The sequence below is a fragment of the Streptomyces sp. MMBL 11-1 genome (assembly GCF_028622875.1).
Lineage (GTDB): Bacteria > Actinomycetota > Actinomycetes > Streptomycetales > Streptomycetaceae > Streptomyces.
This window is the reverse complement of the sequence record NZ_CP117710.1, coordinates 56528-76284: the sequence shown is the minus strand read 5'-3', so window position 1 is coordinate 76284 and position 19757 is coordinate 56528. Positions and strand designations below refer to the sequence as shown.

Annotated in this window: 17 protein-coding genes; 9 read left to right on the top strand and 8 right to left on the bottom strand. The window is 68.9% G+C overall.

Features of this window, described 5'->3' with window-relative positions:
- Positions 1 to 441: 441 nt before the first annotated feature.
- Positions 442 to 855, top strand: coding sequence for a hypothetical protein (locus PSQ21_RS35690; protein ID WP_274036321.1), 414 nt, complete (start codon positions 442 to 444; stop codon positions 853 to 855).
- A gap of 86 nt (positions 856 to 941) precedes the next feature.
- On the top strand, positions 942 to 1430 hold the full coding sequence (locus PSQ21_RS35685) for a hypothetical protein (RefSeq protein ID WP_274036318.1): 489 nt from the start codon (positions 942 to 944) through the stop codon (positions 1428 to 1430).
- Between the two features lie 33 nt (positions 1431 to 1463).
- Here the strand turns inward: PSQ21_RS35685 and PSQ21_RS35680 are convergent, their stop codons facing one another.
- Positions 1464 to 2042 (bottom strand): hypothetical protein, encoded by a 579-nt coding sequence (locus PSQ21_RS35680; protein ID WP_274036317.1) that lies wholly within the window; start codon positions 2040 to 2042, stop codon positions 1464 to 1466.
- 627 nt (positions 2043 to 2669) lie between these two features.
- Here PSQ21_RS35680 and PSQ21_RS35675 point away from each other — a divergent pair.
- Positions 2670 to 3539, top strand: a complete 870-nt coding sequence (locus PSQ21_RS35675; protein ID WP_274036315.1) for a Mom family adenine methylcarbamoylation protein — start codon at positions 2670 to 2672, stop codon at positions 3537 to 3539.
- A 75-nt stretch (positions 3540 to 3614) separates the two neighbouring features.
- Here PSQ21_RS35675 and lexA read toward each other — a convergent pair whose 3' ends face one another.
- From lexA to PSQ21_RS35660, 3 genes are all read right to left on the bottom strand, one after another.
- On the bottom strand, positions 3615 to 4271 hold the full coding sequence (gene lexA, locus PSQ21_RS35670) for a transcriptional repressor LexA (RefSeq protein ID WP_274036683.1): 657 nt from the start codon (positions 4269 to 4271) through the stop codon (positions 3615 to 3617).
- A gap of 158 nt (positions 4272 to 4429) precedes the next feature.
- A complete protein-coding gene (locus PSQ21_RS35665) occupies positions 4430 to 5443 on the bottom strand; it encodes a DNA polymerase Y family protein (RefSeq protein WP_274036313.1) in 1014 nt (337 codons plus the stop codon).
- A complete protein-coding gene (locus PSQ21_RS35660) occupies positions 5440 to 8772 on the bottom strand; it encodes a DNA polymerase III subunit alpha (RefSeq protein ID WP_274036682.1) in 3333 nt (1110 codons plus the stop codon). The genes PSQ21_RS35665 and PSQ21_RS35660 overlap by 4 nt, the downstream gene beginning before the upstream one ends.
- A gap of 568 nt (positions 8773 to 9340) precedes the next feature.
- On the opposite strand from PSQ21_RS35660, the gene PSQ21_RS35655 reads away from it, so the two are divergent.
- The 3 genes from PSQ21_RS35655 (at position 9341) to PSQ21_RS35645 (ending at position 10807) form a co-directional block, all read left to right on the top strand.
- Positions 9341 to 9655, top strand: coding sequence for a hypothetical protein (locus PSQ21_RS35655; protein WP_274036311.1), 315 nt, complete (start codon positions 9341 to 9343; stop codon positions 9653 to 9655).
- Between the two features lie 344 nt (positions 9656 to 9999).
- Positions 10000 to 10263 (top strand): hypothetical protein, encoded by a 264-nt coding sequence (locus PSQ21_RS35650; protein WP_274036309.1) that lies wholly within the window; start codon positions 10000 to 10002, stop codon positions 10261 to 10263.
- Between the two features lie 97 nt (positions 10264 to 10360).
- Entirely contained in the window at positions 10361 to 10807 is a 447-nt protein-coding gene (locus tag PSQ21_RS35645) for a hypothetical protein (RefSeq protein ID WP_274036307.1), read from the top strand.
- Between the two features lie 365 nt (positions 10808 to 11172).
- On the opposite strand, the gene ligA is transcribed toward PSQ21_RS35645, so the two are convergent.
- Positions 11173 to 13206 (bottom strand): NAD-dependent DNA ligase LigA, encoded by a 2034-nt coding sequence (gene ligA / locus PSQ21_RS35640; protein WP_274036305.1) that lies wholly within the window; start codon positions 13204 to 13206, stop codon positions 11173 to 11175.
- Positions 13207 to 13665: 459 nt separating this feature from the next.
- On the opposite strand from ligA, the gene PSQ21_RS35635 reads away from it, so the two are divergent.
- A complete protein-coding gene (locus PSQ21_RS35635; protein WP_274036302.1) occupies positions 13666 to 14394 on the top strand; it encodes a PP2C family protein-serine/threonine phosphatase in 729 nt (242 codons plus the stop codon).
- 377 nt (positions 14395 to 14771) lie between these two features.
- Here PSQ21_RS35635 and PSQ21_RS35630 read toward each other — a convergent pair whose 3' ends face one another.
- A complete protein-coding gene (locus PSQ21_RS35630) occupies positions 14772 to 15065 on the bottom strand; it encodes an SH3 domain-containing protein (protein ID WP_274036300.1) in 294 nt (97 codons plus the stop codon).
- A 344-nt stretch (positions 15066 to 15409) separates the two neighbouring features.
- Here PSQ21_RS35630 and PSQ21_RS35625 point away from each other — a divergent pair, with 344 nt between their 5' ends.
- Complete coding sequence (locus tag PSQ21_RS35625) at positions 15410 to 16135, top strand: hypothetical protein (protein WP_274036298.1); 726 nt, start codon at positions 15410 to 15412, stop codon at positions 16133 to 16135.
- A gap of 338 nt (positions 16136 to 16473) precedes the next feature.
- Here the strand turns inward: PSQ21_RS35625 and PSQ21_RS35620 are convergent.
- Both PSQ21_RS35620 and PSQ21_RS35615 read right to left on the bottom strand, forming a co-directional pair.
- Positions 16474 to 17657 (bottom strand): IS3 family transposase gene (locus tag PSQ21_RS35620; protein ID WP_274036295.1). Its coding sequence is split into 2 segments (ribosomal slippage): positions 16474 to 17367 and positions 17370 to 17657, totalling 1182 coding nucleotides; the frame shifts between segments, so codons are not numbered across the junction.
- Between the two features lie 44 nt (positions 17658 to 17701).
- Positions 17702 to 18277, bottom strand: coding sequence for a hypothetical protein (locus PSQ21_RS35615; RefSeq protein ID WP_274036293.1), 576 nt, complete (start codon positions 18275 to 18277; stop codon positions 17702 to 17704).
- A gap of 642 nt (positions 18278 to 18919) precedes the next feature.
- Here PSQ21_RS35615 and PSQ21_RS35610 point away from each other — a divergent pair.
- Complete coding sequence (locus PSQ21_RS35610) at positions 18920 to 19597, top strand: hypothetical protein (RefSeq protein WP_274036291.1); 678 nt, start codon at positions 18920 to 18922, stop codon at positions 19595 to 19597.
- Positions 19598 to 19757 lie beyond the last annotated feature (160 nt).

The window sequence follows — 19757 nt, the reverse complement described above, 5'->3', positions numbered from 1 at the left end:
GGCGAGGGCGCTCTGCCCCACGCCAGGCCGTGACCTCGTGCGTTCGTTGCTCCACCGACCGATTGCCGCTACTCCCCGTTGTCCGCCGGAGCTATCTCCGGCCGGAGGCGCCTACCGAGGCGCACGGACACGGCGGCCGACCACCCGGGGCGACCGGCGCCCCGGACGTGCCGCGGCCCGCACACATCAACTCGGCTGACCGGCCCGCCGGGCACGCCCTGGCCCAAGAGGCTGGCGGCAGCTGAGGTCCTGGCCGACGCTGCGGAGGACGTACGGACCGAAGCCAGAACCCCTTGACGTGCATGTTCCCGCAACATACACTTGAGGGGTAGGGGAAGCTGTCTCTCGAGGCGGCCCCCTGAGTTCACACGGCGTCGCCCAGCGATTCTGGCCGGGTGCCCGCCGCCGTCCCGACTCTTCTGCTGGAGTTACATGATCCAGATGCCCACCGCCCGAGAGGTCTTCCCTCCCGGCACGCCCGCAGACGTCTGCGTCGACTTCAACCGGCGCCGCAAGTCCGTCCCCACCGCAATGGAACTGTTCCGCCTGCACGGGGGACGTCTGACCGAGTCGGACATCGCGCGCCTCAGTGATCGGCGCATCGCCGAAGCCGCGCGCAGCGCCGGAGTGAAGGTGCCCGGCGGGGACGAGACCCGCAACATGATCCGGGCGGAGCTCCGCAAGCTCGCGGGGCTGCCCCCGCAGCCCGGCGACATCGCGCCCGCCGAGGTGGTCCCGGCCCAGGCCACTGTCACGAGCCTCCCCGCGACGGCGCTCACCGCCGCCCACCTGGACGCGCTGCTCACCCTGGGGCTCCCCGTGGTGCTCGTGCCCACCCGCTCCCGCGCAGCCTGACGCCGCTGCGTCATAGAGCTGGAGCCTCAGCCGTCTATGGCCGCCGCCCCTCCGCGGGCGGCGGCCCCCGTACGCCGGGAGGAATCATGACCGAAGGGGAATCGCCCGCCCTCACCCCCACTGCCCGCGCACACCTCAAGGGTGCCAGCTGCCACCCCCACGGCCACCTGTCGGGATCCGTCTCCAAGCGGCTGCTCCGCGCGATGTTCGACGCCGGATACATCTACCGCGAGGACTTGGACGGCTTCAGGCTTGAAGGAGAGGCCGCCCTCACCTACGACAAGCTGACGCCATGGCGAATCACCGTGAGCGGACGCCGGGCGGTTCTGACCCCGTCGCAGGTGAATGCCTTGGTCGACCGGGTCGGCCTTGAGGGCAGGTTCGCCGCTCAGGTCACATGGTCCACCACGCGCTCCCTCGCCGAGCTCCGCTTGGCGGAGTACCGCGACGCTGATCGCGTGGTGCAGCCCAACGACGGTGACGATGGGGTCCGTGGGCCGCGGAACTCCGCCTATCGGACATCCCTCGGGGACGCCGTGGCAGAGCTTGCGGCATCCCGTGAAGGCCGGGCGTGAATCCCCCGTTGGCAGTCGAGCGCCGGGCTCTGATCAGCGCCCCAGGGCTCGGCGCACCGTGATATCGAAGCGGGTACGCAGCCGATATAGCTCCCACCCGGACAACAGGGAAATCGAGAGCGGAGCGCCGTAGAGGAACAGCGACTGCACGTCGGCCGGGGCTGCCAGCGCCGCTTCGTCGGGGGCCTGCAGCAGAAGGGTCAGCCAGGCGAGCAACGGGGACAGGACCGGGGGTAGAACCTGGTGGATGTCACCCGTTCTGAAGACGTAGTGCACTGACAGCACCACTGCGGTCAGGCCGAAGACGGTGGTGAACAGGACCACCGCCAGGACGGCGAGCAAGCCCACGAACTGCAGTGGCCCCAGGATCCGGGTCAGGCGGATGCCTCCGTCGTCGTGCAGGAGCAGCCACAGCGCGAGCGCCGAGGCGAAGAGGGAGGCGAACCCGCCGATCGGCCCGCCGAGTCGGCGCCAGTAGAGCCTGCGCACGGGGGGTCGGGCGGATGCGATGAACACCATAACGACCAGGGGGCCGGCGACCAGCAGGACGCCCGCGGTGGCGAAAGTGTCGAAGATCCGCTCGGCGATAAGTGATGACGCGGACTCACGCACGGGGTACGAGCTGATGAGCCAGCACGTCGCGGCCAGGCCGACGCCGGATCTGAGGACGTGGACGAACTCGGCAGCGCGGTCTGCGACTTGATCCCTCCGCGGCGGGCGGAATATGCGCACCGCGAGAGTGATCGGTAGAAGCAGCAGTGCCGTTCCTCGACGTCGAGGTGCCGCATCGGCCCGGGCGTGAGTTCTCATTTTCCTCCTTCTGACAGTGAAGATTGGCGTAGTGCGTATGTTGCGATAACATACATCATCTTGCGTGAGGTGCCCTTCGCGACCGCTTCGCAATCCACCGGGGAGAGCCGCGAAGCCTGGACGGCCCATGACCATGACCCTGCTGACCTGCCGCTGCCGGCGTGCGGTCAGACCGCCGGCCAGTGCCGCCGCGGGCCCCGGGGTCGACCACCACGAAGTGCGAGGTCCGTACGTGGCTCATCGATGGCGCTCCGACGCCGGAACCTGTACCGCCTGCGGAGACAGGATCGAGTTCGTCTGGAACGGGCAGGTGCTGAGGTATCACCTCAACCCCGACTACTACCTGTGCCGCGGCAGCGTCCGCCTCCCCCTGGAGGGGCCGAGGAGGTCCACCGCGGATGCCACTCCGCCCGAGGAGGCTGTGGCTTGATGCCTGTGCAGGAAGAGCTGCACCTGCCGGACGGGACCGATCGCTGCCAACGCTGGCGCGACCGCAGGCCGACCTGGCGCCGAACGAGTGAAGGAGGCTTCGCCCCGGACCTCCACCGTGTGATCGTGCTCCCGGAGGCCCCTGCCCGCCGCTTCGTTGAGCGTCACCACTACAGCGGGACGTGGCCGGCTGTCCGGTTCACCTACGGTTTGCAGCGGCTCGACGAGGAACCGGGTCCCGGAGAGCCCCCGGGCGGACGGCTCCTTGGCGTCCTGTCGCTCGGCATCCCGATGAACGGAGCGGTCCTCGACATCTTCGAAGGCACCCGCAGATACGCTGAGACCCTTGAGCTCAACCGGCTGGTGCTGCTCGACAGGGCTGAATCCAATTCCGAGTCCTGGTTCTGCGCAAAAGCGTTTAAGTTTGCCGCACTTCAGGGCATTCGAGGAGTCGTCGCCCACTCTGACCCCCACCCGCGTACGCGACAGACTCCCGACGGCCCCGAACTGATCAGCCCCGGGCACATTGGTCATGTCTACGCCGCTCAGGACTTCCTGTATCTGGGGCGCACCCGCCCTCGTCGGCTCACCGTCCTGCCGGATGCCACCGTGCTTTCCGAGCGAGCCGCGGCCAAGATACGGCGCGACGAGATGGGTCACAAGGGAGCGGAAAGGCGCCTGACGAAACTCGGGGCACCACCTCGCGATGACGGTGAGGCGGGCACCCGCTGGCTCGCCCGGGCACTGGAAGCGATCGGCGCCACGACCATCCACCACCCTGGCAACCACCGCTACGCCCGCGCGATCGGGCCCGCCCGCACTCCCATCCGCGCGATTGCCTACCAACGGCCTCAGCACCCACTGCCCTAGCCCCCGCCCCACCCGCTCGACCAACTCTCAGATGAGGCGCGGCCGATGCTCCCGCCCAGATGCCAGTGCGAGTGGTCAGTACGTACGCAGTACGGCGACGACTCTGCCGAGAATGGTCGCTTCATTCCCCCAGATCGGCTGGTATGAGGCGTTCGCGGGGAGCAGCCAGACGTTGCCCCCGTCGCGCTTCAGCCGTTTTACCGTGGCTTCCCCGCCGATCATCGCGGCGACGATGTCGCCGCTCTCGGCCGAGGGCTGCTCGCGGACGACGACGTGATCGCCGTCGGCGATGTGCGCGTCGATCATCGACTCGCCCGTCACGGTGAGGACGAACAACTCTCCGGATCCGACCACTTGGCGGGGGAGTACGAAGACATCGTCGACGTGCTGCTCGGCCAGGATCGGCGTGCCTGCTGCGATGCGGCCCACCAGCGGGACGCGGACCGCGCTGGAGGCATCGGCTCCCTGCGGAGCGGCTGGTGCTGCGGGAGAGTCGTCCAGCTCGGTGTCCGAGCTCAGGCCGGTGGGGACGTAGGCGCGCGGCCGGTGAGGATCCTTGCGCAGCGCACCCTTCCCCTCCAGGACTTGCAGTTGGTGCGCGACCGAGGACGTGCTGGCCAGGCCGACCGCCGCGCCGATCTCACGCATCGACGGCGGGTAGCCGTGGGTGTCCAGATGGGCGCGTATGGCGGCGACGATGCTCTGCTGCCGCTCGGTGAGGCCGTCGTCCATGGTTCGGATCCCGGCCGGGCGGCCGGCGCGGCCTCGTGCGGTGGTGGCCTCCACGCGGGTCCCCCTCTTGATGGTGGCAGGCTGGAACGATATCCCGCATCGCCGACAAAAGCCCAGGTAGTCGGCTGATAGCGGTTCTGGGAGACACCCGTGCGGACTCACCGTGGTGAGTCCGCACGGGTTTCTCGTGCGCGGGGGCGGACTGCGAGAGCGGCCGGCTGGAGCGTGTTGTCGCCGAAGCGGCGGTTGGCTCGGTCGATGACGGGCTCCAGGCGGCGGGCGTCCTCCGTGGTCCGGTCGAACGTGAGCTGCACGGCGGAGGTGGCCGCGTCGGTCAGCCCGGCCGCCCGGGCCGTGACGGACCTGATTCGGGCACGCTGGAGACCGAGCGCGGCGAAGAGGCCGTAGAGGGCCTCCTGGAGGCGGGGGCTGTGGCTGGTCGACTCGGCCAGGGTGCGTGAGCGGACCAGGCTGGTCCGGTCCGCGAAAGTGACCTGGAGCTCGATGCGGGAGGCGCACTGCTGGGAGTGGCGCAGCCGGGCGCCGAGCTGGCGGGAGAGGTCGAGGAGGCAGCGCCGCGCTTCGGCAGGGTCGAGGACGTCGTGGGTGAAGCGGTGGCGGACGGTGATGCTGGGTGGAGGCCCGGCGGGGGTGACACGGCGAGGATCGATGCCGTGCGCGCGCTCGTGGAGGAGGCGGGCGGTGGAGGCACCGGCGATGCGCTGCAAGGTGGCGAGGGGAAGGCTGGCGAGATCGGCGGCCGTCTCCAGGCCGTAGCGGTGCAGGGTGCGCTCCATCGCGGGTCCGACGCCGGGAAGGACGCGCACCGGCTGCTCGTGAAGGAAGGAGAGGGCGGCCGGGCCGCCGTCGAGGATGCGTACCGCTCCAGGTGCTGTGAGGCCGGCGGCGATCGTGGCGATCATGCGCGTGGGCCCGCCTCCGATGGCTGTGGCCAGTCCGTAGCGGGCCATGACCCTGGTCTGGATGAGGTCGGCGAGCTGGGCGGGGGTGCGCTGCCAGTAGCGCAGGGCGCCGGTGAGATCCAGGAGGGCGCTGTCGGGCGGGAGAGCCTGGACGGCGGGGGTGATGTCGTTGAGGGCCGCGAACAGCTCGCGGTACGCCTCGAACGAGGGTTGCTCGAACCTCGCGTGGAGGATGGTGGCGGACGTCATCCGGCGCTCCCGGGGCTGGCGTGCCACATCCGGCCGGCGCCGCCTGCGCGGGGACCGCCGGCCGGGTCGCCTAGGGCAGAGGCGGGCGGCGCGGGTTCGGTGGCGGCCAGCAGCTGGCGGACCGCCGGGTGCCCGCCGTCCTGGTGAGCTTGGGCGAGGTCGGCGATGCTCCAGGCGCGCTGTCCGACGATGGTCACGCTCTTGCCGCGCCGCTGGACCTGCCCCCTCACGAGCAGCAGCCAGTGGTGGAAGACGGTGTGCGCGACGGATTCGTGGGTGTCGTCGAAGAAGACGAGATCGATCGCCCCCGACGAGCCGTCATCCAGCGACACGAAGATCGTTCGGCGGCCCGAGCGGACGGGCGGGGTCTGGATGGCGACCTTGGCGCCCGCGACCAGAACGGTCTCGCCTGTCGAAATCCCGGGCAGCAGGTGCGCGGGGGTGACGCCGAGTTCGGCGAGCAGCTCGCGATGGGATGTCATCAGGTGCCTGGAGGCGTCTATGCCGGTGACGTCCAGCTCGGCGTCCAACTGTTCCTGCGCGCTCATTGCGGGCAGGCCAGTCGCGGCCGCGGGGCCCGCGTCGGCGGAGAGGGAGAGCTGGGCCGGTGCGGTGGCCCGTGAGTGTCGGTGGAGCTCGTCGAGCTGCAGGAGCAGCTCGCGCCGGTGGCAGCCGCGGGCGATGGAGTCCAGAGCGCCGATGCGGGCGAGACGTTGCGCGAGGGGCTGCGAGGGACGGGCCCGGGCGTGGAAGTCGGCCAGGTCGGTGTAGGGCTGGCCGGCCGCGATGCGCTCGGCTTCGGCATCGGTGATGCCGTGGACGTCGGCCAGCGAGATCCGCAGGCCTAGCGTGCCGTCGGGCATCGGCTCGGTGCGGTACCGGGTCCCGGAGTGCTGGACGTCGATGGTCAGGATCGGCACACCGCGGCGCCGGGCATCCGAGAGCACGAGCCGCTTGGGGTACATGCCGGGGTCGTGCTCCAGCAGCCCGCAGTAGAACGCGGACGGGTAGTGGGCCTTGAGGAACGCGGACTGGAGCGTCGGCAGGGCGAACGCAACCGCGTGACTCCGGGCGAAGCCGTAGGCGCCCATCGCCTTCAGCGTGCTCCAGACCCGGTCGACGGTCTCCGGGGGGTAGCCGGCTCCGGCGGCCCGGTCGCGGAACCACGCCTCCAGGGCGGGCAGGCGTTCCGCATCGGCGAGGGCCCGCCGCGCCTCTTCGCCCATGGCGAGGTCCGTGCGTGTCAGGGTCGCGAACAGGGTGATGACCTGCTCGTTGAACACGACGACGCCGTACGTCGCGCGCAGAGCCGGGACGAGGTCGGGGTGCGGGTAGTCGGGGCGCCGATGCCCGTGGCGGGCCAGGAGGAACGGGCGGATCATGTCGGCCTGGACCGGGCCGGGACGGAACAGGCTGATCTGGGTGACGAGATCCTGGAACGTCTCGGGTTGCAGGCGGCCGAGCAAATCTCTCTGACCTGGACTTTCTAGTTGAAAGACCCCCAAACTTTCGCCCTGGCGCAGCAGTTGGAAGGCCCCCGGATCGTCGAGCGGCACCTGCTCGCGGTCGTCCAGGTCCAGGGCGCGGCCGGTGGAGCGGTGGATCTCCGTGACGGCGTAGGCCATGGCGGACTGCATTCGAACGCCCAGAATGTCCAATTTCAAGAGGCCCATGCGTTCGACGTCGTCCTTGTCGAAGACGCTCATCGGCAGGCCCTCGCCGGCCGTAGGCACGACCGGGGTACGGCGCAGCAGCGAGTCGTCGGACAGCAGAACACCGCAGGGGTGCATGGCTACGCCGCGGGGCAGCGCGTCCAGGCCCTCGACCAGGTCCCACAGCGGGCCGTATCGCTCGGAGTGCACGGCCAGGTCCCGCAACTCGGGGAGCTCGCGCATCGCCGAGCGGGCGTCGCGGGCCCGGATGTGCGGGAACGACTTCGCGAGGCGGCCGACTTCGCCTGGGTCCAGGCCCAGTGCGAGGCCCGCATCACGGATCGCGTTCCGCACACGGTAGGTCTCCACCATGGACACGGTGGCGACCCGCTCGGGACCGAAGCGGTCCAGGACCGCGTGGTAGACCTCGAGCCGGCGCGCGCTCTCGACGTCGATGTCGATGTCCGGCAAGGAACGGCGCCTCAGGTTGAGAAACCTCTCCATGATCAGCTCGTGTTCCAGCGGATTGGCCACGCTGATGCCCAGCAGGTGCACGACCAGGCTGCCCGCGCCGGACCCGCGGGCCTGCACCCGGATGCCGAGCGCGCGGGTGTCGTCCACGACCTGGGCCACGGTGAGGAAGTACGTCGGCCAGCCGAGCGTGTTGATCACCCGCAACTCGTCGGCCAGACGCTCGTGCATAGCGCGCGAGCGGTCGTAACCGCGGGCGATCAGCGCCGCCTCGCAGCGCTCGCGCAGCACGCGCGCCGACGTACCCGGCGCGGCACCGACCAGGCGCTCCTCGGGGAAGAACACCCGCCCCAGACCCAGATCGGAGGCCGGGTCCAGACGGCAGTCCTCGGCGGTGCGCGCCGTCGTGGCCAGAAGATGTGCCGCGCCACCGTGGTCCTGACCGGCGGCCCGGGCGACCTCGTCGGCCAGCCCCGCCATCGCAGGGGTGTCCTTGAGCCAGCGCTCCCCGTTGTCCGTGCGTCCCGGCCGGATCGGCATCAGCAACCGCGCGGAGTCCAGCACGTCGGCGACCGGTGCCCGGTCGGCATCCGCATAGCGCACCGCGTTGCTCAGAACGCACAACAGGTCCAGATCGCGGGCCAGGCCGAAGGTGCGGGCGGCCAGGCGCAAGGACCCCGGCCCGGTGCCCGTACGTCGGTGGTGAACGGCTTCGAGGCGAAGGTCAGGACCGAACAGCTCCCGCCACGGCTCCAGGAGGGACGCCGCCCGGTCGGAGCGCCCGGCGGCGAGAGCCCGGATCGGCTCGGACGCCGGACCGAGCAAGGCAGTGATCCCCTCGGTGTGTCCGCTCAGGACCTCGAACGGGACGACGGGCTGGGCTCCACCGCCCTGGGCCCGGTGCGCCTGACCCGCGCTGATGATCCGGCTGAGATTCGCCCAGCCGACGCGGTCCCGGGCCAGCAGGACAACCCGGGGAGCAGACTCGTCGACGAACTCTCCGCCACGAGCCGGCTTCCTGCTCCGCATGACGGCGGACCGGTGAACTGCGGGAGGAACGGCGAGGTCGGCCCCGAAGATCGGCCGGATCCCGGCCGCAGAGCACGCGTCCGCGTGCCGCACCGCTCCACTGACCGTGTCCCGGTCCGTCAACGCCATCGCGCCCAGGCCGCGCTCCGCTGCGCGCTCGGCCAGGGCCGCAGGCATCGACGCCCCGTACCGGACACTGAAACCGGACGCGACATGCAGATGTGGGAACACCGTGCCGCCTCCTTGTTCCAGTCTCCCCCTTTTTTGGTCCCGGTCCCCGCTCCGTTCTTTCACCATAACCGCTATTCGAACTTTTGTGCGAGCGCAGGTTGTGGCTGGTCAGCGCCCCAATCTGGAGCTCCGAGTGTCTTGCGGTGAACGGCCCAGCAGGCGGGTCGAGTTGCCACCAGGCGGTCGCCGTCGGCGGCGTAGATCCGATCCGAAGGCATTGCGGCCGTTCGGTCTGAGTGGCCGTGACGGCCTCGCGCGAGATCGGCTGGCGGTGGGGCGCCGGGTCGCGTCCAGGGCCAGGGCGCAGGTGGTACCCGCGGGCGGGCTGCCCCGGCGGGACGGAGCCACGGCACTGCCTAGCTCCTCCACCCGGCCGCGGCGATTCCCGGAAGGGCCGGGCCGGCCGCGGCCCGCCGTCCGGCCCGGCGAGGGGTGGAGCGGATACTAAAGCTGTTCGGGCGCGCAGCCAGTGCTGCCCGGGCGGGGCAGGCGCAAGCTGCAGAGAGGAGACGGCGTGAAGTCCGTCATCGTTGTGACGACAGCGCTCGCACTCGGCTACGCGTTCGGCCGGATCCGGCCCTGGTGGCGGCTGGATGGCTGGGCCGAGGACCAGATCCGCTTCTCGGGCCGATGGGTCCAGCGCGGCACCGTTCGCCTGGTAGCTGTGGCCCTTGTCCGCTGGCTCACCGCGCCCCGCGAGAGCTGGCGCGCATTCCGCCTCCCGCCTGCCGAGTCCCGGGTGGCCCTGGCGCCGCAACGCGACCCGGACTGGGCCGGCAACCGAGCCCGAGTTGCCCAGGGGGACGAGGGGGGCGCGCGCTCGGCGTGAGCCTCGGGCCGTGACGCGATCTGCCGGCGCTCGGGAACCTCCCACCCGTCCGAGCGTGGCGCGACGTCACGGCTGAGCGGGATACCGCGTACGGCCTCGGACTCTGCCGCGAGGCACAAGCGACCTCTGCCGGGGGGCGGACCCCGGCCAGCGGCCCTCGCCCCCCGGACAGCTTCGGCCGCGCCCAACTGCCTACTTGCAGTGCCGTAATGTAAAAATTGACAAAAAACGCCCCTTGGGCGTAAACTTGGATGATCGAGGAGATCCCGCAGGGAAGCAACCTCCCTATACACCCGCCGACGCCCCTGGAGGGCCCCATCGCGAAGAACACCCACACACGCTTCATGGACCAGCTCCGAGAGCGATACGAGGCGCACCTCGTCGCCGTACGGGAAGGGCGTGAAGAGCCCTTCTCCCTCCAGGTCGGCCCGGGGATCGACTACAACGGCTACCTGGAGCACCGCCACGGCTGGCCGATCACCAAGGACGGCCTGTGTGGGCCGTCGCTCGCGTCACGGTGCTGCGACGAGCACGACGCCCCGGGCACGCCGGCAGAAGAGTGCCGCACTTGCACGGGGCTGCAGCGGCTCTTCGAGCAGCTCACCTGAGCTGACGGGACCACCGTCGCGCCCTGCCGCCCGAACCAGCACACGCGACAGAGTGCCTGCCCCCTCGTACCCCGGCCGACTGCCAGAAGGAGCCTCCGTGCCCAACTCGTATACCCCCGCTGACCTCAGAGCCGAGGCCGCGGACCAGCACTACAACCTCACCTGCGACCCCGATCACATGGGGGTCGGCGAAGCCATGGGCACCGAGACCGTCCCGTCCACGGGGCAGACCCTCACATGGGGGCAGCTGCTTCCCGCCGACGCCGACGACGGGGAGGCGTACGGCGCGGCCGTCGACGAGATTCACGGCCTGATCGACGGAGCAGCCAACGTGTCCTCCTGGGCCGTGGATATCGGAGCGGACGGGCTGCGGCCGTCCCAGTCCGCCATCACGCTCGGCGGAGCCGAGCAGCCCCTCGCCCGTGTCCACTTCGCGTTCGCGCCTGACATGGCCCCGGAGATGCAGTCGGACCTGATCACGAGCGTCAACGCCGTGCTCGCCCAGTCCCGTTTCCAGAACGGCGCCCCCCAGCCTCCGGCCTGATCCGCACCCCATCGACGCCAGGCTGCATCTAAGCAGCCGAGCCCGTCCAACCTGCTGGAGTCTCACTCTTCAGCTTGTCCGCTGTAGCGGCGAGATCCCTGGGCTTCCCGCTTCCTCCGTGGCGGTGCAAACGAGGGATCTCGCCCTCCGCAGAGTCCGAGGCAGACGAAGGGCCCCACCACATGGTGGGGCCCTTCGTGTCGTGCGAAAAGTCAGACGGCCCCATCCTCACCGGGCCGGGACCGCACGATGCCCATGAGCTCGGCGCACGCCGAGGGCCGAGTCCACCAGGGCCCTGTCCCGACTCGGGCGCCAGGGGCGGATCGAACCATGAAGGCCCGTTCCACCCCCGGGGCACGCCAGTGTCAGCCGAGGTAGCCCGTGAGCATTTCGGCGAACTCCTGCTCCGTGACGATGGTGGTACCCGCCTCACGGGCCTTCGCCAGCTTGGAGCCGGCGTTCGCTCCTGCCACGAGCAGCGTGGTCTTCTTCGACAAGCTGCTGGAGGACGCCCCCCCGGCGTTCTCGATCAGTTCCTTCACGTCGTTCCGGTTGCGTCCGGCCAGTGCGCCGCTCATGCCGCCGGTGACCACGACGGTGTGCCCGCTCAGGGGCCCCGCAGCGCCTTCGGCCTCGGGCTCGGTCATGTTGACCCCGGCCGCGGTGAGCTTGTCGATCACTGCGCTCATCGAGGCGATGTGGTCCACGATCTTGGGGGCGTTCGCTGCGGGCAGCTTGGTCACGGCCGCCATGGAACTGGCGTCGGCCGAGCGGATGGCGGCCATCGTCTTGAAGTGGCGGGCGATCTCCCGGGAGAGAGTACGACCGGTCCGCACGATGCCGAGCGCGCAGAAGACGCGGTTGAGGGGCTTGCTCCTGGCGGCGTCGATCTGTTCCAGGAGCGCCACCGCCCGCTTGTCGCTGCGCGCGGCTGTCGCCAGCTGTTCCCGGTTCAGGGTGAAGAGGTCCCCCACGTCGGTGACATCCCCGTTGTCGACCAGGGCTTCCAGGAAGGTGTCGCCGAGACCCTCGATGTCGAGCTGGTCCCGACCGACGGCGTAGCTCAACGCGGCGAGCAGGCCGCAGCCTCCGCCAGCACCGTTGGCGCACTCCCAGCGCTTGCCGGACTTGTCGATGTCCCCGCCGCACTTGGGGCAGGCCTCCGGGAAGGAGATCGGAGTCGCATCATCACCACGCAGGTCCACGACCGGGGCTTCGATGCGCGGGATGACGTCTCCGGCCTTCCACACGGTCACGACGTCGTTGAGCATCATGCCGCTCTTGGCGATGAACGAGGGGTTGTGCAGGGTGGCATACTGCACGGTACTGCCATCGACTTCGACCGGTTCCAGCACGGCCCGGGGCGCGATGACCCCGGTGCGACCGGCCTTCCACTCGACGCCGATCAGCTTGGTCTGCCGCTCGACCGCGGGGAGCTTGTAGGCGATGGCCCAGTGCGGATGACGCGTGGCGAACCCCGCGGTCTTCTGCTCGCCGAAGCCATTCGCCTTGATGACCACCCCGTCGATACCGAACGGCAGCTCGGCCCGCAGCGCGCGGATCTCATCCACGCGGGTCTGGGCCTCCGCCAGCGTTCCGTAGACACGCAGCCCCACCTCGGTCGAGGCCGTGGTCCGCACCCCCAGGGCGGCGATCTGCGCCATGACAGCTTCGTGCGTGGAGCCGCTGAGGATGTCCACGCCGTCGAGCGTGACAGCTCCGTAGGCGAAGAAGGACATCTCGATCGTGTAGCCGCGCGACTTGGCGCCGCGCAGAGCGCCCGCAGTCCCGTTGCGCGGGTTGGAGAACGGCTTCGCGCCGTGGTTCCGGCGCTGCTCGTTGGCCTTTTCGAACTGCTCCCTGCTCAGCAGGGCCTCACCGCGGATCTCGACCGTGGTGTCGATGGCGAGCTGCTTGGGGAGTCCGACGATGCTGCCGATGGCGGCCGAGAGGTCTTCGCCGTGTGCGCCGTCTCCGCGGCCGACGAGCTGGACCAGGCGGCCGTTGCGGTAGCGGGCTGCGATCGCAGCACCGTCGAGCTTCGGCTCAACGGCGTATCCCTCGCGCACCGGCCCGTCGAGGCGCCGGGCCAGGGACGCGTCCCACTTCGTCAGACCCTCGGCGTCGAAGACGTTACCGAGCGACAGCATCGGGACGGTGTGGGCGACGTCGCCAGCGGGGGCTGCTCCGCCACCGAGCTTGCCGAGCGGGGAGTCGGGGCGGACGTGTTCGGGGTTCTGCTGCTCGTACTTCTGGAGCTGCTGGACCAGCGCGTCGTACGAGGCGTCGTCGAGAGACGTGTTCCCGCTTCCGTAGTACGCGGCGCACGCGGTCAGGGCCGCGTCCACGGCCGTGTTGTAGGCCACACGGTTGGCCAAAGGAGCGGGTGCAGTCGTCATGAAGCGATCCTTACGTAGAGGTCTGACATCGCTGCCTGCAAGTCGATCTGCCAGGCGGTGGATCGATGACGTGCAGGGGGATGTCCTTCGACCCGACCAGGTGCCTGTCGGCGCGTTAGGGCCCCGGGCGCGGCTTAGGAGCGGTGCACGGGGTACGCACGTCGAGGGTGTCGGAAGGCGGAGCGGAGTTCGGCCTCCCGTTCCGCCCGAGGGATCAGTTTACTCCATGTGAATGTTTTATGTCAATTATTACATGCCAAAACGCTTCGCCCCGGGCGCCCGGGGGCGTCGCCTACTGGCTGACTGACCGAGGGGGCGGGCTGGGCTGCACGCCCGGGATGCGCGACGGGGCTCGCTCAAGGTCGCCACGCATATGGTAAGTAAAAATTGACACACGGGCACAGTGCGGGTAAATTAGGTTCTGTAGCTCGCACGCAGGACTTTCTGAAGGAGTAGCCCTTGCCCACATTCCGCTCGGCCCAGCGCCTTGGTACCCGGAGTCACCAGTGCGACGCCACCGCCGGCAGGTCCCGCAGGGGCGTCAGCGCCTTCACGTTGCTGGACGGCATCGGCTCCAGCGAGAAGGTCCGCACCTGGACGAGGGAACGCGCCGCCGACCTCGCGTCCGCTGGTGTCGAGCTCGGCGACGCCGAAGCGGCGCTTCGCCGAGTCCATGCTGCCGCCGGCGCCGAGCCCGGGCGGGACACCTGGGGTTGGGAAGAGCTTCCCGCCGCCGTCGCGGTCCTGGCCGTCCTGCGCCAGGATGTGCTGACCGTCGCCTGGTGCGGTGACTCCCGGGCCTGGCACCTCTCGCCGAACGGCGAGCTCACTCTCCTGACCAGCGACCACAACCGCGCCCAGGAGAGGCTCGACGAAGGCATGGCTCCCCGGCCGGGAGACAGGAACACGGTCACGTCCTATCTGGGATGGCATCCGATGGCGCCTCTGAACGGTGGCGGGTCAGCCAAGTTCGGCACTGCGCAGATCGATGGGCGCCTGGGCAGGCTCGTCCTCGCCTCTGATGGCGCGTACGAACCCCTTGAGAGCGCCTGTGATCCGATGACCGGGCACCTGGCCGGTGCAACATGCCAGCAGGCAGCCCAGCGCCTCGCATCCACCGCCATCTATCACGCCCGTCCCCAGCACATCGACAACGCCACAGTCCTGGTGGCAGATCTCAGCTCCTGAGCCGCCTGGAGCGCTCGGGGAGCCGCTGCAGTACCCGTCGTCAGGCCTGAATGCCTCACCCGTTCGGAACTCGCCGACGGCTCCCGAACATCCACCAACCCTAGGGGCCACCCTGTCTCTGCACCCTGCCGCCGACGCCCTTCGCCCGTTCCTTCCGGCAGACTTCGATGAGCCCTGCGAGGATTGTGGAGCTCCCGCGTTCGCGTACTGCCGCCCCACCTGCGGCACGGGGTATACCGCCGAGGACGCACGCGCGGAGTCCTCCCGCGGACAGGGATCGCACCTTCACCCCACCCGGGACTCCTGACACGGGCGGCGCCTCGCGAAACTGGGCGGCCCTCCAGCAACTGCTGGAGGGCCGCCCAGTTTCGCGAGGGCTAGCCCGCGAGCTGCAGCAGCATGTCGCTACGGACCCAGCCGTACGTGCCCTTCTTCATTCCGCTCTTGCTGCGGTGAATGAGCTTCGTGTAGTACCAGTTGCCCTTTCCGCAGTAGACGCGCAGGTCGTCGCCGTCGTAGAGGAAACCCTTGCTGACGTAAGAAGTGCTCGGCCCGGTCCGGTAGTTGATGCCATTGTCCAGATTAGGGACTGCAAAAGCTTCAGCCTTGGCCCTGACCGGCGGCGACACGTCGCGTATGTGTCTGCGACGTTGAGCAGTGATGTTGTCCATAGTTCAGTCCCTCTCGGTCCCTGGTGCAGGTTGGAGTCAGAGCGCACGCTGCGTCGATGCCAGGCACCTGCTGGTGAAGCAATCCTGGAATTCTTGGCCTGTGGACAGAGTCCAGGTATTTTCGGGCCCGCAGGGGCAAGTCCTTCATGTGACGCCACCCAGTTGGCAGATCAGCAGGCTTGCTGGCAAGCGGCGCCGACGTCACCTACTCGCTACTCTGCGAAGTGCCGTCCGGTCACATTGAAGCTGTCGGATTCTCACTCGCTCTCATTCGCGGTGTCGGATTCTCGCTGCGGCACCTGCTGTCGGTGGCATCCGGACACGCCGTATCTACACTTGGTCTCGTGGACAACGACGTACAGATCCGGGACTGGCACTACTTCTCTTTGGACCACGCCCGCGCCGCTAGCGCTCTCTCCCGCAAGTGCGGCGAACTGGAATCCCTGGCACCGTGCTCCGGCGAGGAAGACACCGCGCCCATCGGTACCAGGTCGGACCACCGCTCGTACGCGACATCTTCCGTGCTCGCATCCGGAGCCTTCATCGAGGCATGCATCAACGAGTTCATCCACACGGCCTCAAGAGACGACCTCGCGCGCGTCGAAGGCGCCGAAGCCCGGACAGGACTCCAGCTGAACGAACGGCAGCGAATCGCGGCCGCTGGCGGGGACCTCTGGGAAGAGCCCAAAACGCTTGTGCGATATCAGAAGGTGCTCCAGTTGCTCGGGCGGGATCGATTCGACTGTGGCGTCCGCCCCTTCACCGAAGTAGTTCTGCTCATGAAGCTGCGCAACGAGCTGGTTCACTACAAACCTAGGTGGCGCCCCGAGCACAGCGATGAGCGACGAAGTACTGACCGGCACAAATTTGTGGTTGGGCTCATGGGGCGGAAGTTCACGCCGAACCCTTTCTACTCCGACTCCAGGAACTCCTACTTCCCGGAGAAGTGCCTCGGCCACGGCTGTACCAGTTGGGCATGGGACAGCGCTCTGAAGTTCGCCGACTCCTTCTTCAGCCGCGTGGGAACCACATGGATGTACGAGAGCGCCCGAGATACTCTGCAGCCCTGAGTGCCCGATTCTTCCTCTATCGTGGACGAGACTTCCACGATAGACAGGTCGACTGAGAACACCGACCCCCAGCAATTGAGAACGATCTGGCACCCCCGCAGGTCAGTGCTCGCCATCTGACAGACGCGACGTGACAGGACAAGCGCCCTCAGCCATCCTGATCGACGTCGGCCGCGCCGTCCGGGACGCCGTCCGCGAGGTCGGTCGACCCGCTCACGTAGGTGACGTGAGCGGCCCGCCGCACTCTCACCGCCCTGGTCACTACTTGCACGCGGCTCCCCTTTGTCAGTGACACCAGCGACAATTGGGACTGCTGCACGAGTAGGTGACAGCGGGGTTTATGCAGCCAGGGCTGCGGCTGGGGTCATGATGGTTTCGTACTCGACGGGGGTCAATCGGGCCAGGCGTTTCTGGCGCCGGCGGCGGTGGTAGGTGCGCTCGATCCAGGTGACGATCGCGATCCGCAGTTCCTGCCGGGTGGCCCAGGTACGGCGGTCGAGGACGTTCTTCTGCAGCAGCGCGAAGAAGCTCTCCATGGCCGCGTTGTCGCCGGCGGCACCGACTCTGCCCATCGATCCGATCATGCTGTGACGTGCGAGAACGGCGACGAATTTCCGTGAGCGAAATTGTGACCCGCGGTCGGAATGCACGATGCATCCTGCGACCTGGCCGCGGCGGGCAACGGCGGATTCAAGGGCTCTGACGGCCAGGCTGGACTTCATCCGGGCGTCGATGGAGTAGCCCACGATGCGGCCGGAGCAGACGTCCTTGACCGCGCACAGGTAGAGCTTGCCCTCGCCGGTGGCGTGCTCGGTGATGTCCGTGAGCCACAGCCGGTTCGGCCCGGATGCGGTGAAGTCGCGCTTGACCCGGTCGTCGTGGACCGGAGGGCCGGCCTTGGCGCTCTTGCCCCGGCTCCGCCGCTTGCCGAACGCGCTCCACCAGCGGTTGTCGCGGCAGATCTTCCAGGCGGTCCGCTCGGCCATCGCCTCGCCGGCCGCGCGGGCCTCATCGGCCAGGAAGCGGTGGCCGAACTCCGGGTCGTCGCGGTGAGCGTCGAACAGTGCGTTCGCCCGGTATGCCTCTGCGAGTTCGGTGTCGGTGACCGGCCGGTCCAGCCACCGGTAGTAGGGCTGGCGGGCCAGCCCCAGCACCCGGCACGTCACCGCCACCGGCACCCGGCCAGGGGCAGCGGCGGCGGCCAGCTCGCGGACGAGCGGGTACATCATTTTGACGGCAGGTTCGCCTGCGACAGATACGCCGCAGCCCTGCGCAGAACCTCGTTCTCCTGCTCCAGCAGCCGGATGCGCTTGCGGGCCTCGCGCAGCTCGGCCGACTCGCTCGACACCGGTGCGGGCTTGGTGCCGCCCTCGTCGGTGTCGGCGCGGCGCAGCCACTTTGACAGCGTGATCGGGTGGACGCCGAAATCGGCGGCGATCTGTTCCAGAGTGACGCCGGGCTCACGGTTGCGCGCGACCCGCACGACGTCCTCGCGGAACTCCTTCGGATACGGCTTGGGCACTGCAACATCCTTCCAGGCCGCCTCTCAGCAAGCCAGGTCAGGTGTCACCCAACCTTGCAGCAGTCCCCACCGTCCGGCAGCATCTTCGGGTGCCGTCGGCGGGTGCCTTGCGGTGGTGCCAGCGGGTTCTTCGGCATTGAGGTCTTGGTGTGCCCCAGGAAGGACCTGCTGCGGTCCGCCCTGGTGGGCAGCCGATCGACGTCCAGCGCTTCGCGCAGCTCGTCGTTGATGCCACGCTTCACGCACTGGTGCAGGTAGAAGCCCTTCAGGACGGTCGCCGAGATCGACAGGGCCGACTTGCCGTACGGGCGCTTCGGCGGCACCCGCCACGGCGTCCCGTACGGCATCGGCACCTGAGCGCCCACCGCACCCTGGTAGCGGTGGAGGTCCATGATCTTGATCGTCTCCGTGGTCAGGCCCTCGCGGATGCGCCACCGAAGGTGGTCAACGAGGTAGTACGCATAGGTCTCCTGGGAGCCCGAGCCCTCGTAGAGGCGCAGATAGCTCTCCGCCTCCTCATCGAGCGAGCAGTCGGGCCAGACGATTCCGAACGACCAGCTGCCGTCCGTCCGTCTGATCTTCTGCACCCGCATGTCTTGCAGCACCAATGTGCTTCGCATCAGGCATTCCCTCCATTTCATCCCGTATGGGGCGAACAGAAGCAGACCGTTAGCTAAAGACCTACGTGACGCGGCCAATGAGCGCCTCAACGAGGGACACGAACACTTCGTTAGTGGTCGCTAAACCCATCCACAACTGCATTGTGGTCGGCGATGTTGTAGCTGCAGCTGGCGCTACCGGCCGCCGACGCGGTCGGCGCCAAGGCCGCAGCTCCTCCTGCAAGGAGGGACGTGGAGAGAGCTACCGCGGCGGCGCGGGTCTTCAGATTCACAGGAATTGCAGTCCTTTCACTGATACCTAGGTCTGTCATGGCGGAGCCCCTTGCCCTTTCGACACCTCTCTGTGTCGGGCGGCGGTGGCATCCACTGGCGATCCTCCGAGCGCGGGCCTGTGGACAGGCGCCGATGCCGTCGAGCCCCGGTCCACAAGCCGCTGCCCAAGGCGAGCTGCGCGCGTGTACGGGCCTGCAACCTCACTCCGACACGTAGGAGTCGCGTCCGCCGACGGCGCCGCAGGACTGCCGGACGGGGCCGAGTGGAGCGGCGTCCGCCGCCCGGGCCACGGGCAGAGGGTTTGAGCCCGGCCGTGTCCACAGGCTCAGCTCCATACTCTCCCGGTTCACCCGAGAGATGAGGAGCTCCATGAACACGTCATCCAGGCGGCCCGAAGTGCCAGTAGGGAACAGCGCGCCGAGCGGCGGCTGGCGACGAGTCAGCGAGTGGTGGCAGCACAGCTGGCTCGGCACTCGCTGGGACTACATCGGTGACGCCTTGTACGACGCCGCGCCCTGGGCGCGCGCACTCATCCGTGGCGTTGCTGTCGCGGCTGCTCCTCTGGCGGCTTTGTACGCCACCACGGCCCTGCTGCTCGCCTGGGTCGAGGTTTCCTCGCCGGCCCCGGGCGGTACGGGCCTGCTCGCCGTTCTCACCGAACCTGTGCGGACGTACTTGGAGGACTGCACCCGCGCCTTGCCGATCACCGCCGAAACCGGCTACAGATTCTGGCAGTTCGTCGGGTGCACGTCCTTCCTGTTCGCTGTCTATCACCGCGGCTTCGGACGAGTCATCTGGGGGCTGTGGGGCGCTGCCTCTGTGGCCATGGTCTGGGCGGGGGCGCCGGACACGGGCCGCGCCGTCTCCGCTGGTATCGCGGTGTTCGCCTGGTCCGCCGCCTCCGCCGCCGCGTGGAGGGGAATGCGGCTGCGGCGGCCGGCGCCCGCCGCCGAGACGCGGCTCCGGGAACTGCGTGTCGACGTCCGGCTACACGGAAGCACACCCGCGCCGCGCTTCGAGGGCTGGCTCTCCGGCCACCTGAACTGACCGGGACGAGCCACTGGATGACGGCCCCGCTTCATGCCGCCCGTAACGGTGCGTCCAAGGGCAATCCTGGGCCCGTCGGCCGCTGGGCAGGCCCACCAACGCCTGGACGTCGGTCACCAGTTGGCACCCCGGGTTAGCGACGGCGGGTCTGGAAGTCCAC